Source organism: Nocardia sputorum (genome assembly GCF_027924405.1).
GTDB classification, from domain to species: domain Bacteria; phylum Actinomycetota; class Actinomycetes; order Mycobacteriales; family Mycobacteriaceae; genus Nocardia; species Nocardia sputorum.
Map to the genome: position 1 here is coordinate 2,516,172 of NZ_AP026978.1, position 14,242 is coordinate 2,530,413.

The 14,242-nt window shown below is 67.8% G+C and carries 12 protein-coding genes; 4 read left to right on the forward strand and 8 right to left on the reverse strand.

The genetic code is table 11. The features are described from left to right. The first annotated feature begins 77 nt into the window (after positions 1-77). The 3 genes from QMG86_RS11590 to QMG86_RS11600 are packed head-to-tail and all read left to right on the forward strand — an operon-like array spanning position 78 to position 4,208. Positions 78-1,694, forward strand: coding sequence for a flavin-containing monooxygenase (locus QMG86_RS11590; protein WP_281879435.1), 1,617 nt, complete (start codon positions 78-80; stop codon positions 1,692-1,694). After that, positions 1,691-2,626, forward strand: a complete 936-nt coding sequence (locus QMG86_RS11595) for an SDR family NAD(P)-dependent oxidoreductase (RefSeq protein WP_281879436.1) — start codon at positions 1,691-1,693, stop codon at positions 2,624-2,626. Before QMG86_RS11590 ends, QMG86_RS11595 begins: the two co-directional genes overlap by 4 nt. Then, positions 2,598-4,208, forward strand: a complete 1,611-nt coding sequence (locus tag QMG86_RS11600; protein ID WP_434086172.1) for a flavin-containing monooxygenase — start codon at positions 2,598-2,600, stop codon at positions 4,206-4,208. The genes QMG86_RS11595 and QMG86_RS11600 overlap by 29 nt, the downstream gene beginning before the upstream one ends. On the opposite strand, the gene QMG86_RS11605 is transcribed toward QMG86_RS11600, so the two are convergent. The 6 genes from QMG86_RS11605 to QMG86_RS11630 all read right to left on the reverse strand — a co-directional run bounded on the left by QMG86_RS11605 (position 4,170) and on the right by QMG86_RS11630 (position 9,805). Continuing rightward, positions 4,170-4,799, reverse strand: coding sequence for a TetR/AcrR family transcriptional regulator (locus QMG86_RS11605; RefSeq protein WP_281879437.1), 630 nt, complete (start codon positions 4,797-4,799; stop codon positions 4,170-4,172). The genes QMG86_RS11600 and QMG86_RS11605 overlap by 39 nt on opposite strands. Beyond that, the gene (locus tag QMG86_RS11610; protein ID WP_281879438.1) at positions 4,796-5,452 is read right to left on the reverse strand and encodes a TetR/AcrR family transcriptional regulator; all 657 of its coding nucleotides are present in this window, start codon (positions 5,450-5,452) and stop codon (positions 4,796-4,798) included. Before QMG86_RS11610 ends, QMG86_RS11605 begins: the two co-directional genes overlap by 4 nt. Positions 5,453-5,770: 318 nt before the next feature. Next, the gene (locus tag QMG86_RS11615; RefSeq protein WP_281879439.1) at positions 5,771-6,028 is read right to left on the reverse strand and encodes an HPr family phosphocarrier protein; all 258 of its coding nucleotides are present in this window, start codon (positions 6,026-6,028) and stop codon (positions 5,771-5,773) included. A 26-nt stretch (positions 6,029-6,054) separates the two neighbouring features. Next, complete coding sequence (locus QMG86_RS11620; protein ID WP_281879440.1) at positions 6,055-8,079, reverse strand: PTS fructose transporter subunit IIABC; 2,025 nt, start codon at positions 8,077-8,079, stop codon at positions 6,055-6,057. Positions 8,080-8,090: 11 nt separating this feature from the next. After that, the gene (gene pfkB, locus QMG86_RS11625) at positions 8,091-9,041 is read right to left on the reverse strand and encodes a 1-phosphofructokinase (protein ID WP_281879441.1); all 951 of its coding nucleotides are present in this window, start codon (positions 9,039-9,041) and stop codon (positions 8,091-8,093) included. After that, complete coding sequence (locus QMG86_RS11630; RefSeq protein WP_281879442.1) at positions 9,038-9,805, reverse strand: DeoR/GlpR family DNA-binding transcription regulator; 768 nt, start codon at positions 9,803-9,805, stop codon at positions 9,038-9,040. Before QMG86_RS11630 ends, pfkB begins: the two co-directional genes overlap by 4 nt. A gap of 145 nt (positions 9,806-9,950) precedes the next feature. Between QMG86_RS11630 and QMG86_RS11635 the strand changes: the two genes are divergently transcribed. Next, the gene (locus tag QMG86_RS11635; protein WP_281879443.1) at positions 9,951-11,651 is read left to right on the forward strand and encodes a phosphoenolpyruvate--protein phosphotransferase; all 1,701 of its coding nucleotides are present in this window, start codon (positions 9,951-9,953) and stop codon (positions 11,649-11,651) included. 55 nt (positions 11,652-11,706) lie between these two features. Here the strand turns inward: QMG86_RS11635 and QMG86_RS11640 are convergent, their stop codons facing one another. Then, positions 11,707-13,200, reverse strand: coding sequence for an aspartate ammonia-lyase (locus QMG86_RS11640; RefSeq protein WP_281879445.1), 1,494 nt, complete (start codon positions 13,198-13,200; stop codon positions 11,707-11,709). Beyond that, positions 13,200-14,174 (reverse strand): asparaginase domain-containing protein, encoded by a 975-nt coding sequence (locus tag QMG86_RS11645; protein WP_281879446.1) that lies wholly within the window; start codon positions 14,172-14,174, stop codon positions 13,200-13,202. Before QMG86_RS11645 ends, QMG86_RS11640 begins: the two co-directional genes overlap by 1 nt. Positions 14,175-14,242: the final 68 nt, after the last annotated feature.

A 14,242-nucleotide genomic window follows, 5' to 3' on the forward strand; every position in this document is an offset into this window, starting at 1 on the left:
TGCGCGCCGGCTCCCGGCGGCTATGACGCCGCCTCGCGATGGTCGAAGCGGTGTCCCGGAGCTATGGAGGTTGTTCGATGACGAGTACATCTGGCTGTGGCGTGCGAGCAGTGTCGGGTGGACGCAACGGGCCAGGTCCCGCGCATCCAGAGTTCCTGGTCGCCGTGATCGGTGCCGGGCCCGGCGGAATCTGCGCGGGCGCGCGGCTGCGGCAAGAGGGGATCGAGGAGTTCGTGATCGTCGAACGCGGACACGGGTTCGGTGGCAGTTGGCGCGACAACAACTATCCCGGCCTCGGAGTGGACGTGCCAGGATTCACCTACCAGTACTCGTTCGCCAAGAACCCGAACTGGACGCGCATGTTTCCCAAGCGCCGGGAGATTCTCGAGTACCACCAGGACGTGGCGGCCCGGTTCGGATTGGCGAAGCACGCCCGGTTCGGTGTGACCGTGCAGCGGCAGGTGTGGGACGAGACCGGCCGATATTGGCGGTTGATCACTGCCGAGGGGTCGGTGATCACCGCGCGGTTCGTCATCTCGGCGGTAGGCGCCTATCTGAATCCCAAGGACGACCCGGGTATTCCCGGTTATCGCGATTTCGCGGGTAAGGTGCTGCGCCCGGTCGGATGGGACGAGAGCTACGACCTGGCCGGAAAGCGGGTGGCGGTCATCGGAACCGGAGCCAGTTCGGTACAGATCACTCCCGCCATCGCCTCGGAGGTGGCGCATCTGATGGTGTTCCAGCGGACACCGGTGTGGTGTCTGCCCAAACCGGATTTCGCGATGGGGCCGCGGATGCGGCGCTTCATGGCACTGCCCGGGGTGGGCTCGATGTTCAGCATGGCCGCGTTCCTGGTCGTCGATCTCGCGCTGCGGCTGATGGTGCACACACCGGGTCCGGTATTCCGGCCGGCTGCACGGGCGTTCGATGGCGTCGCGCGGGCCCTGTATCGCATATACCTGCGTTGGCAGGTCCGTGATGCTCGTGCGCGCGAGGGATTGTTGCCGTCTTATGGTGCCCTGGGTAAACGTCCGACGCTGTCGAACGAGTACGTGCAGGCGTTCGGTCGCGACAACGTCGAACTGGTCACGACACCGATCGAGCGCATCACGAAGACCGGTATCCGTACCACTGATGGTGTCCAGCACGAGTTCGATGCCATCGTGCTGGCCACCGGATACGAGTTGTTCTCCGATCCGGAAAGTTATCGCGACGGCACCGTCGTCGGGCGCGACGGCTTCGATCTCGCGAAATTCTTCAACGAGAACCGTCTGCAGGCATACGAAAGCGTGAGTGTGCCGGGATTGCCCAACCGATGGATGCTGGTGGGGCCGTACTCATGGATCGGCACCGGCTGGCACGAACTGGTCGAGATCGGCACCAGCCACGCGCTCACCGTGATCGGCGAAGCGATACGGCGGGGTTGCGACGTGGTGGAGATCTCGAGGCCCGCGCACGAGCGGTATTACGCGATGATCCGCAAGCAGGGCGCGAACATGGCGTACTACTTCAACGTCCTCAACCAGGGGCTGCGCACCTACTATGTCAACTCCCACGGTGACATGGTGTATATCCGGCCCACCACACTGTTCAGCGCGCAACGCGCCAGCAAGAAGGTTCGATTCGACGACTACGAATTCGAGCCCACCCGAACCATCACCGGCCCGGATACGACTGTGGCGGTGGCGCGATGAGAAAATTCCCGCCCATTCCGCTGTCGGGCGCGATCGTGGTCATCACCGGAGGTGCTCGCGGCATCGGCTTGGCCACCGCCGGATTGTTCGCGAGCAAAGGCGCCCGCGTCGTGATCGGCGATCTCACCGCCGATGCCGCCGCGAGCGCGGCGCAGACATTGGGTTCCAAGGCGTTTGGTTATCCAGTCGACGTCGGCGACAAAGCGTCCTACCAGCGGCTGATCGATGCCGTGGAACGGGAGGTCGGCCCGATCGACGTCTTGGTCAACAACGCGGGCATCATGCCGGTCGGTGGGCTGCTGGACGAAGACGACGCGGTCGCCGTCGCCACGTTCAACGTCAACTACTGGGCGCATTACCACGCCCTCAAGATCATCGCCCCGCGGATGATGGCACGCGGCCGTGGCCACATCGTCAATGTGACCTCGGCAGCGGGGAAGCTGCACTCGCCCGGCCTGGGTAGCTATGTCGCGGCCAAACACGCCGCGACCGGCCTGTCCCGATGCGCGCGTGAGGAACTCATGGCCAGCGGGATTTCGGTGACCGCCGTACTGCCATGGGCTGTGCGCACCCAGTTGGTCGACGGCATCCCGTTCAATGCCTGGGAGCGGATGGGCATCGTATCGCCGACCCGGATCGCCCGGACCATCGTCGGCACGCTCGGACGCCGACCAGCCCTCGTCGGCGGACCGCCCGGCCTGCTCACCGCTCTGAATCTCGCCGCCCACGTCCCGGAACCACTGTGGCTGCTGGGCCGGCGATGGACCAACGCCGATCGGGTCATGGGGCCCATCGACCGCGACAGCCGCAAGGAATACGACGACCGCATCACCATGCAGACCGCTACCGCGCTCACTTCGGCGACCGCGCCGGTGATCGCACCGGGTACCAGTGAGGACAGCCATGACCGGCACAGGCCTGATCAACGATGACAGGACAGCACCACGGGCGCCCATCCAGCCGCAGCACCTGGTCGCCATCATCGGCGGCGGCTTCGGCGGACTCGGCGCCGCCATCGCGTTGAAACGCGCGAAGCTCGACGACTTCGTCGTCATCGAACGTTCCGACGACATCGGCGGCACCTGGTACAACAATCACTATCCCGACGTGGCCGTGGATATTCCGGGCATCATCTACCAGTTCTCCTTCGAGAAGAATCCGAACTGGTCACGCACATTCCCGAAGGGCCCGGAGGTCAAGGCGTACATCGACCGCTGCGCCGACAAGTATCGGCTGCGCGACCACCTGCGACTGAAAACCGAGGTGATGCGACGAGAATGGGACGAACTCAATCATCTCTGGCGGCTCACTCTCGACAACGGCAACGAACTCACCGCTCGCTACGTCATCACTGCGCTCGGTGCCTTCGTCGAACCCAAGGTGCCCGACATCAAAGGATTGGATACTTTCGCGGGCAAAGTGATTCAGACCCAGAGCTGGGATCATGAGTACGACCTGACCGGCAAACGGGTAGCGGTCATCGGCACCGGCGCGACGTCGGTGCAGATGGTCCCGCAGGTGGCCAAGGCTGCCGGGCATCTCGACGTGTACCAGCGCCGTGCCATCTGGGTCTTCGCCAAACCAGATTTCGCGATCCCGCGCGCCGCGCAAGTGGCGTTGAAGTACACACCCGGTCTGCAGTCGGTGATACGTGGCGTGGTCGCAGGCGTGGTCGAACTGATCCTGGCCGGAATCACGGTGTACGGCAAGCAGATCGCGCCCTTGACCCTGCTTCCGGCCTGGGCGACGCGGGCGTTTCTGTTCACCCAGGTACGCGACCGTGAACTGCGCAAAAAGCTGACACCGGACTACGGGTTCGGGTGCAAACGTCCCAGCGTCTCGAACATTTACTACAGGACCTTCACCCGCGACAACGTAGAACTGGTGACCGACCGCATCGCCGAAATCACCCCGACGGGTATCACCACCGTCGACGGCACCCATCGCGAAGCCGACGTCCTGGTGCTGGCAACGGGTTTCGAGATGTCGCAGAGCCCGCGGGTGTTCCGGATGCGACCGGTCACCGGCCGTGACGGCTTCGACCTGGCCGACTTCTACGAGAAGCACCGCGCCAAAGCCTATGAAGGGGTCAGTATTCCGCAGCTGCCGAACACCTTCATGATCTTCGGACCTTACGCCTGGAGCGGCAGCTCCTGGCACGTCATGGTGGAGAACTCCTCCCGTCATGCGGTGCGGGTGATCAGCGAAGCACAGCGCCGCGGCGCCACCGCGGTGTCGGTGAGCGAGCAGGCCAACGAACAGTTCTACGACTTCATACGCTCGCGCTCGACCGACACACTCATGCACGGACGAGCCTGCGCGAATGCCAACTCCTACTACATCGACCACCACGGCGACTTCTCGTTCCTACGCCCCACCACCGCATACCAGGCGACGCGGGCCAGCAAGACCTTCGACCTCGACGACTACCGCTACGAAAGACTTCCCGACCCGGCGCAGCGGAAGCCGCGGGGGCTAGACGGCGCCGAAACCGAAGCGAACAAGGTCCGCTAGGGCCTGCACCATCTCGTCGCCGGGGGCGATATCGGCCCCCGGCAGCGAACCCAGCGCCGCTCCCGCGATCACCCAGGTGAGCGTCCGGCCCATGATCTCGCTGTCCAGATCCGACCGCAGGAATCCCTTGGCCATTCCGTCCCGGAGACGGTCGGTCCACAGCATGCAGATCTGATCGTTGATGCCGAGCATCTGGTTGAAAACGTCCTGGTCGACGGCAGGAGCCTCGAACATCGCGAAGCGCAACATCCCGGTCTCGATGCTCAAGAACTCCTGCAGCCGGCGGCCGATACCGATCACGGAGTCCACGAACTCCTCGAGGGTGTCCGCCGCGCCTGGGGCTTCACCGAGCACCTCCCGCGCCGCGACAGCGAAGCGCTCCTCGATGACCGCGGCCAGGACGGCTCGGCGGTTGTCGAAATAGTTGTAGACCGTTCCCGCGCTCACCCCCGCCGCCGCAGCGAGATCCGGAATCGTGACATCTCGATAACCACGCTCGAGATACAACCGATAAGCCGTATCGATCAACTGCGCGCGCCGGTGCTCGGTGCGCCCGGCAACTGTCTTGCCCTCGGGCCGCGGGGAATTCATGCCTGCACCGGCCGCGTCCTCAGCGCGTTCTCCAGCAGCCCGACGATCGCGGCCGTGTGCCGGTAACGCAGCGCCGGAGCCAGCCTGCCCTGGAAAGCATCCAGGAACGTCGGCATGGTCAGGCTCAGCAGCAAGTGGCCGTAGGCGTCCGGATTCACCTCCGGGCGCACCTGCCCGGCGGCGATAGCTCGCGACAGCGTCGAGGCAAGTCGTCCGGCCAGCATCCGCTCGAAGCTCATCACACGCGCCTGCATTTCCGGATCGGCCGAACTGATCTCGACGGTCACGATCTTGAGCAGGCGCGGCTCTCGATTCACCAGATCGCTCAACCGAGCCGTTGTCGTCGCGATCCGATCGGCAAGCGCATCCATCGACTCGATCGGCTTCGACAGCGAGCCCAAGTCCAGCACCTGGAACAGCCGCTCCGCCGTGTAGTCGAACACCTCACGCAAAATCTCGATTTTGCTGTCGAAGTACCGGTAGACGGTCCCATGCCCTATCCCGGCACGCTTCGCGATCGCACCCACCGTGGTCGCTTCGAACCCCTGATCGGCGAATACCTCGTAGGCCGCCTCGATGATCTGCGACCGCCGCTGCTCCGCCAACCCGTCGATCCGGGGGCGGCCCCGTCCGCGGCCGGATGGGCTGGCCATTTCCGCCTTTCGTTCGAGTCCGCTGTTTTCGGGGCCTCTGCCAGTAGTAATCGACGACCGCCTACCAGCCCCTCATGCTAGCAGCGTGCATATTGCGGGGACGTCCATGCGCCGGTCGATGCCGGCCAGGGGCTCGACATCGCGACCGAAGGGCGCCCGGACGATGTCGGGTTTTCGGAGGCGGGACGTGGTGAGACCGACGCAGTGTCGTCTGAGTTCGGCGCATGGTCGCCAAGTACTCGGCAAGCGCCTGGCACGTCGTTTTCGGCTCGGGCGTTCCAGCCGGTTGGCCGATGTCGTCGTCGGTCGTGGTGCCGGTCAGGTGTCGAGGTCTGCGGCGACGAGTGCGGCGATCTTGTCGAGGGCGGCTTGGTCGTCGCTGGTGATGAGGATCGGGGTGCCTTGGGTGGCGCCGAGGGTCATGATCATCAGTGCGGAGCCTGCGTCGACCGGTTCGCCGTCGACGAGCGAGAGGGTGACGGGTACGCCCGCGGCATGGACGGCTTCGGCGATGATGTTGGCGGGACGGGCGTGCAGGCCGATGGACGAGCCGACTTCGACGGTTGTCTGGGGCATGGCGTGACTCCTTCTGTGGTGGACGTTTATCCGGCGGTGACGGTGGTGGGGGAGGGCACGGCGGTTCGCGTGCGGGCTAGTTCTTTGGCGACGGTGACGCAGACCGCGCCGACGAGTGTGCCCGCGGCGAGGGCGGCGAGGAACCAGAGGATGTGGCCGACGGCGAAGAAGACGAAGATGCCGCCGTGTGGTGCGCTGAGCGTGGTTCCGGTGGCCATGATCAGCGCGCCGGTGACGGCGCCTCCCGCCATCATGGACGGGATGACGCGTAGCGGGTCGGCGGCCGCGAAGGGAATGGCGCCCTCCGAGATGAACGACGCGCCCAAGAGCCAAGCCGCTTTGCCGTTTTCGCGTTCGGCGGTGGTGAACAGCCGTGGTCTGATCGTGGTGGCCAGTGCCATGGCCAGGGGTGGCACCATGCCGGCGGCCATCACCGCGGCCATGATGCGCAGTGACGCGGTATCGGTGACGGCCAGTCCGGCGACGGCGAAGGAGTAGGCGGCTTTGTTGACCGGGCCGCCGAGGTCGAAGCACATCATCAGGCCGAGGATGGTCCCGAGGGTGATCGCGGAGGTGCCGGACAGTCCGTTGAGCCAGTGGGTGAGTCCGCTGGTCACCGCGGCGAGCGGCTTGCCGAGCACGATGAACATGGCCGCGCCGACGATCAGTGACGCGAACAGGGGTATCACCACCACCGGCATCAAGCCCCGAGCCCATTGTGGGACGGTGACTCGCGCGATCCACAGCGCCGCGAACCCGGCGATCAGTCCGCCGACCAGACCACCGAGGAATCCGGCCCCGACGAACACCGCGACGGCTCCGGCGGTGAATCCCGGTGCGAGGCCGGGGCGGTCGGCGATGGCGAAGGCGATGTAGCCCGCCAGCGCGGGCACGAGGAAGCCGAAGGCGAGAGTGCCGAGTTGGAACAGCACCGCGCCGAGATAGGTGGCCAGTCCGCCCTGGGGCAACGCCGTCAGCGAGTTGTCCAGCACGATGGTCTTGGCGTTGTCGGCGATCTCGTAGCCTCCGAGCAGGAAGCCGAGCGCGATGAGCAGCCCGCCCGCCGCGACGAACGGGATCATGTAGCTGACGCCGGTCAGCAGGATCTGGCGCAGACGGGTGCCCCAGCCGAGAGTTTCGGATTTCTCTGTGGCCGAGGGCTTTTCGTCGGGTGCGCGGCCGGGGACGGTCGCGGCGTGCGGATCGTCCGCGGCGCGGAGCGCGTCGGCGATCATCGCGTCCGGCTCGTTGATCGCTCGTTTGACCCCGGAAGCCACGACGGGCTTGCCCGCGAACCGGTCGCGCCCGCGCACGCCGACGTCGGTGGCGAAGACCACCGCGGCGGCGGCCGCGATGACCTCGTCACCGAGGGGAGTGGCGCCGCTGGACCCCTGTGTTTCCACGCGCACGCTGACACCGGCGCGTTTGCCTGCGGCGACGAGGGCGTCGGCGGCCATGTAGGTGTGTGCGATTCCGGTCGGGCAGGCGGTGACCGCGACGATGGTGCGCTCGGCAGCCGGTTCCTGGTGCTCGGGTCTTGTGCCCGCGGTCGCGCTCTCCGCGGCGGTCGTGCTGCGCGCGGTGGCAGTGGTAGTGGGCGCGTCGAGCACGCCCTCGACCAGGGACACGATGTCCGCGGGTGTCGCCGCCGCGCGCAGGTCGGCGACGAACTCGGGCTTCACCAGCGCACGCGCCAGGCTGGAGAGCAGTTTCATGTGCTCGGCTCCCGCGCCTTCGGGCGCGGCGATGAGGAAGACGAGGTCGGCGGGACCGTCCGGGGCCCCGAAATCGACCCGCGGGGCGAGCCGGGCGAACGCGAGCGAGGCTTCGGTGACGGCCGCGGCGCGGCAGTGCGGAATCGCGATCCCGCCGGGAAGTCCGGTCGCGGACTGGGCTTCCCGGGCCAGCGTCGCCTCCCGCAGCGCCGCCGCGTCGCGTGCGCGGCCGGTTGCGGCCAGGCGCTGCGCGAGTGCGGCGATCACCGCCTCTTTGGCGGCGCCGAGGTCGGTGTCGAGGGTGATCAGATCCTCGGAGATGATCGAGTCGGCCACCATGGCCTCCTTCAGCTGTTGTGCAGGGCGTTCAGCGCCGTGACGCGGACGGCGTCGAGGTCGATGTCATGCGGGCCGGGTACGCCGGTGCCGGGAAGAGCGGCCGCGGCGCTGCCGTAGGCAACCGCGCGGCGCAACCGTTCGGTGGGCTCGGCGCCCTCGGAGTCGGCGAGCAGGTACCCGGCCAAGGCCGAATCCCCCGCGCCGACCGTGCTGCGCGGTGTCACCCTCGGCGCGGGCGCGTACCAGGCGCCCTCCGGGGTGACCAAGACGGCGCCCGCCTTACCGAGGGTCGCCAGAACCGTATCGACGCCCCGCTCGACCAGCGTCGCGGCGGCGCGGGCGGCGACCACCGGATTCTCCAGTTCGGCGGGGTCGGCGCCGGTGAGCTGACCGAGTTCCTCGGCGTTCGGTTTCAGCAAGCTCGGCGGGTGGGAGCCGACGGTGGCGGCGACCGCCCGCAGCGGCGAGTCCGAGGCGTCGATCGCCACCGGTATGCCGCGCAGCCGCCGCAGTAGCGCGACATACCAGTCGGCAGGTACTCCCGGCGGCAGCGAGCCCGACAGCACCACCCAGGACGCGGCAGCGGCGAGGCCGTCGAGCGTCTCGGCCAGCGCAGCGGTGCAGGCAGTGGTCAGCGGGGGACCGGGTTCGTTGATCTTCGTCGTGGTCCCATCGGTTTCCGTGATCGTGAGATTGGTTCGCGCCGTCCCCGGCATCGGGACGGCCCGGTAGGCGATACCGGCGTCGCCGAGCTGCCGTAGCAGCGGATCTCCGGTGTTGCCGGGCAGCACGGCCACGGTTTCACGGCCCGCGGCGGCGATCACCCTCGAGACGTTGACGCCCTTACCGCCGGGATGAGAGTTCACGGTGGCGGCGCGGTGCAACGCGCCGCGGTGCAACGCGCCGGTGAGGGTGACGGTGCGGTCGATGCTGGGGTTGGCGGTGAGCGTGACGATCATGCCGTGACCACCTCGAGGCCGGACGCGCTGAGCTCGCTACGCACCGAATCCGGTACGCCGGTGTCGGTGACCAGGGCGTCGACGTCCTCGACCTCGGCGAAGCGCACCAAGTCCTCGCGGCCGACCTTCGTGGAATCGGCGACCACGACGACGCGGTGCGCGCTGGCCACCATGGCTCGCTTGACCGCGGCCTCATCGATGTCCGGGGTGGACAGGCCGTGGGCGGTGGTGAGCGCGTTGGTCCCGAGAAAACAGACATCGACCCGCAGCTCGGCGATCATGCGCTGGGTCTCCGGGCCGACGGCGGCCTGGGTGACGCCGCGGACGCGTCCGCCGAGCAGGTGCAACCGCACCGCGGCGTGCCCGCTGAGGCGGGCCGCGATCGGCACCGAGTTGGTGACCGCTACCAGCTCGCGGTCGGTCGGCAGCAGGGCGGCGATCCGCGCGGTGGTGGTGCCCGCGTCGAACAGGACGCTGCCGCCGGTCGGCGGCAGGAAATCCAAGGCCGCCTTGGCGATGCGGTCCTTCTCCGCCGCACGGCTGTGCTCACGTTCGCCGGTGCCGAGCTCGATCGCGGTCAGCGCCGCGGCAGGCACCGCGCCGCCGTGCACACGCCTGACCAAGCCCATCCGGTCCAGGACCGCGAGATCACGCCGGACCGTCTCGGTGGTGACGCCGTACTGGTCGGACAGCTCGGTGACCGACACGCGGCCTCGTTGCCCGACCAGCGTCGCGATCGCCTGCTGCCGTTCCTCGGCGTACATCCGACCTCCCGATTAGGTGTTGGTTTATGTTGTTTTATCTCTGTCTGTGTTGCTTTGTCAATGATGTGGCGTAGTGTGGATCACATCGAAGGCCGGGCGGGCATGGAATCGGGCTCGCTGGTTCAGCTGTGGAGGTAGGCGACAGGTGACAGGATCTTTGCAGGTAGAAACGGGATCTGTAGTGCTGGTCGGCACACCGGCGGTCTCCGGGGTGACGTACGCGCCCGCTGTCCGGCCGGGCGCCCGGCCGCGTGTCGCGGAGGCGGCTGATGTGGTTCCCGAGTCCGATCGGGCATCCGAGCAGGCGGCGTTGCTGGCCGCGGCGACGGCGGTCGCTGACCGGTTGCGGGGGCGTGCGGCGCGGGCCGGTGGCGCTGCCGCGGAAGTTCTCGCCGCGAACGCCGCGATGGCCACCGACCGCGGCTGGCTCGGTGTGGCGCAGAAGCTGATCGCGGCGGGCACACCGGCGCGTGCGGCGGCGGTCGCGGCCACCGACCAGTTCGCCGAGATGTTCACCAAGCTCGGCGGGCTCATGGCCGAACGCGTGACAGACCTCCGCGACGTCTGCGATCGGGTCGTCGCCGAACTGGCCGGCGCGCCCGAACCCGGCATCCCGGTACCGCAACAGCCCGCGATTCTGCTCGCCGAGGACCTCGCGCCCGCGGATGCGGCGGGGCTGGATCCCTCGGTCATCATCGGCTTGGCCACGTCCCTCGGCGGACCTACCAGCCACACGGCGATCATCGCGCGGCAACTCGGCATCCCCTGTGTCGTCGCGGTGACCGGTCTCGACGCGATCGCGGCGGGTACACCCGTCCTGCTCGACGGCTCGTCCGGGCGCATCGTCAGCGATCCCGATCCCGACCTCGCGGCACGCGCGGTCGAGCAGTTCCGTGCCCGGACCGCACGCGACGCCGCCTGGGCCGGGCCGGGCGCCACCGCGGACGGGCACCGGGTGGAAGTCCTGGTCAACGTCCAAGACGGCCCGAGCGCCCAAGCCGCGCGCCGGACACCGGCCGAAGGTGTCGGCCTGTTCCGCACCGAATTGTGCTTCCTGGACCGGGATACCGAGCCCACGGTAGCCGAGCAGGAACGCATCTACCACGAAGTGCTCGACGCCTACACCGGCGCGAAGGTGGTGATCCGGACCCTGGACGCCGGATCGGACAAGCCCCTGCGGTTCGCCGACCATCCCGACGAAGCCAATCCCGCGCTCGGAATACGGGGTATCCGCATCGCCGCCCGCGACGCCGGAATCCTCGACCGGCAACTCGACGCGATCGCCCGAGCCGCCGTCGGCCGCGCACCGGCGCCGTGGGTGATGGCACCGATGATCTCGACCGCGGCCGAAGCGGAATCCTTCGCCGAGAAGGCGCGGGAGCGGGGGCTGATCCCCGGCGCGATGATCGAGGTGCCCGCCGCCGCGCTCACCGCGGAAGCCATTCTGCGCCACGTCGATTTCCTCTCCGTCGGCACCAACGACCTCGCGCAGTACACGATGGCGGCCGACCGGATGTCGCCCGCACTGGCCGCCCTCACCGACCCGTGGCAGCCGGCGGTGCTGGCTCTCGTCGCGCGCACCGCGGCCGCGGGTCGACGACTGGGCAAGCCCGTAGGCGTGTGCGGCGAAGCCGCAGCCGATCCAGCTCTGGCTTGCGTGTTGGTCGGCCTGGGCGTCGGATCACTGTCCATGGCAGCAGGCGCCGTCGCCGCGGTAGGCGCCCGCCTCGCCGAGACCACTCGCGAGCAGTGCCGCCGCGCCGCGGACGCGGCGTTGACGGCCGCCGACCCGGCCGCAGCTCGGAGGGCCGCGCGAGAGGTCCTCGGCTCGACTCCCGGCGACTGACCGATGCTCACCTATTCGGCATCCGCTCGGCGTCCGGGGGTGAGCACGCCTGGTTTCAGCGTGCGGTTCCGAAGCGGTGCCGATCTGTCGGCGCTGGTCCCGCGGCGCGTGTGTGGACTGGACGGCCGAGTGGTTTGGTGTCGGCCGCCAAGCCGGTGAGGCCCGCGAGTCGACGGGCCGCGAGGATCTCCTCGATGGCTTCGGGTGTGAGCAAGCCGCGTTCGATCGCGATCTCCGCGACGGATTGCCCGGTTTGCAGCGCCTGCTTGGCGATGTGGGCGCTGGCGGCGTAGCCGATGTAGGGGGTCAGCGCTGTCACGATGCCGACGGAACGTCGAACGCCTTGCTCGAGGTGGTCGCGGTTGGGGGTGATGCCCGCGACGCATTTGGTTGCCAGGGTGTCGACCGCGGCGGTCAGGTGCGTGGTCGTGCGCAGCATGCCGTAGGCGATGATCGGTTCGAAGGCGTTGAGTTGCAGCTGCCCGGCCTCCGCGGCCATGGTGACGGTCAGGTCGTTGCCGATGGTCTCGAACGCGACCTGGTTGACGATCTCCGGAATGACCGGGTTGACCTTTCCCGGCATGATCGATGACCCGGCTTGGACCGGCGGCAGGTTGATCTCGCCGAAACCGGTTGTCGGGCCTGAGGACATCAACCGCAGGTCGTTGCACATCTTGGACAGTTTCACCGCGACCCGCTTGAGGATGCCGGAGACCTGAACGAAGGCGCCGCAGTCCTGGGTGGCCTCGATCAGGTTGGCCGCGGGGGTGACGGGTTCGCCGGTGAGTTCGGCGAGGTGGGCGCAGGCCAGTGCCGGGTAGCTCGGGTGGCCGTTGATGGCGGTGCCGATCGCGGTGCCGCCGAGGTTGCTCTCGCAGAGCAGGGTGATGCCTTCTTCGAGCCGGTCGCAGTCCTCGCCCACCATGATCGCGAAGGTGCCGAATTCCTGTCCGAGGGTCATCGGCACGGCGTCTTGTAGTTGGGTGCGGCCCATTTTGATGACGTCGGCGAATTCGTCGGCTTTGGCGCCGAAGGTATCCGCGAGGCGTCGTAGGGCGGCGACGAGGTCGCGGATGTGCCGCACGACGGCGAGCCGGATGGTGGTGGGGTACACGTCGTTGGTGGATTGGCCGAGGTTGACGTGGTCGAGCGGGTGCACTTCGTTGTAGGTCCCGCGGTCGTAGCCGAGCAACTCCAGCGCTCGGTTGGCGATGACCTCGTTGGCGTTCATGTTCGTCGAGGTTCCCGCGCCGCCTTGGATCGGGTCGATCGGGAACTGGTCGTGCAGCGCGCCGCCCCTGATTTCGGCGCAGGCCGATTCGATCGCCTCGGCGCGGCGAGCGTCGAGGATGCCGAGCTCTCGGTTGGCGCGGCAGGCGGCCTGCTTGACCGCGGCGAGCGTGGCGACGAGCGCCGGGTATCGGCCGATGTTGTCGCCGGTGATGGCGAAATTGTCCAGTGCGCGTGCGGTGTGGATGCCCCAATAGGCGTCGGCGGGCACAGCGCGGCTGCCGAGGGAGTCTTGTTCGGTTCGGGTGCTGCCGGTCATCATCGGCTCCGTGTGGTGAGGGCGTCTTCGTGGGTGGACACCGGGGGCAAGGTGGCCGTGTCCGACAGCTCGCCGAGCATGTTGGTCGTCATCCAGTCCCGCAGCCGACCACCGGAGACGCCGAGGTCGACGAGGTAGGCCAGTTTGGCCAGTGCCGCCTCTCTGGTCATGTCCCCTCCGCTGATCGCTCCTGCGTCCAGGAGCGATCGTCCTGGCAGGTACCGCTCGAGATCGACCGAACCGCTGTCACACTGGGTGATCACGACGATCGGGGTTCCGCGCCGCGTCGCCGTCCGGATCGTCTCGATGACCTCGGCTGTGTGCGGCATCGTGCCCGAGCCGTAGCATTCCAGGACGACTCCACCGGGATACTGCCGGATCGCCGCGTTGAGCAGATCGCTGTGCAGTCCCGGAAAGACGGTGAGCAGTCCCACTGGAAGGCGTGCCGCAGTGCTGCCCCGATGCGGTAGTGATGCCACAGGGGACGGTGGCGGCGTGAATTCTCGGACGGTGGTGAAGCCGTCGTAGTCGTCGCACGCACGTTTGCTGGCCCGCACGGCGGGATGCAACCCCGAGCCGAACGCGATATATGTTCCCGGAACTGGTCGAGTGGCAATCGAATCCAGTGCCAGATGCATGTTGTGTTGCGCGTCGCTGCCGGGCTGACCGAGCGGGATCTGGGCACCGGTCAGCACCACTGGGGCTGCGAGACCGCGCAGTTCGAAGGCGACGCGGGCGCCGATATAGGCCATGGTGTCGGTTCCGTGAATGACTACTACGCCGTGCGGGCGCTCCGATTCGACGCGGTACCGCACCCACTGCGCGATCCGGAAGGCGGTGTTCGAGTCGGCGGCGCCGCTGTCGATGACACGGTCGGATTCGGCGTACCAGAATTCGACCGGCCGCCCCCTCGTGTCCTCGTATCGGGCGATGACCTCGGAGACTTCGGCAGCGATTCCCGACCGCGGTGCCATACCCGCTCCCTGGTCGGCCATTCCGAACGTGCCGCCGGTGTAGAGAACGTGAACCCGCAACGCCGTGG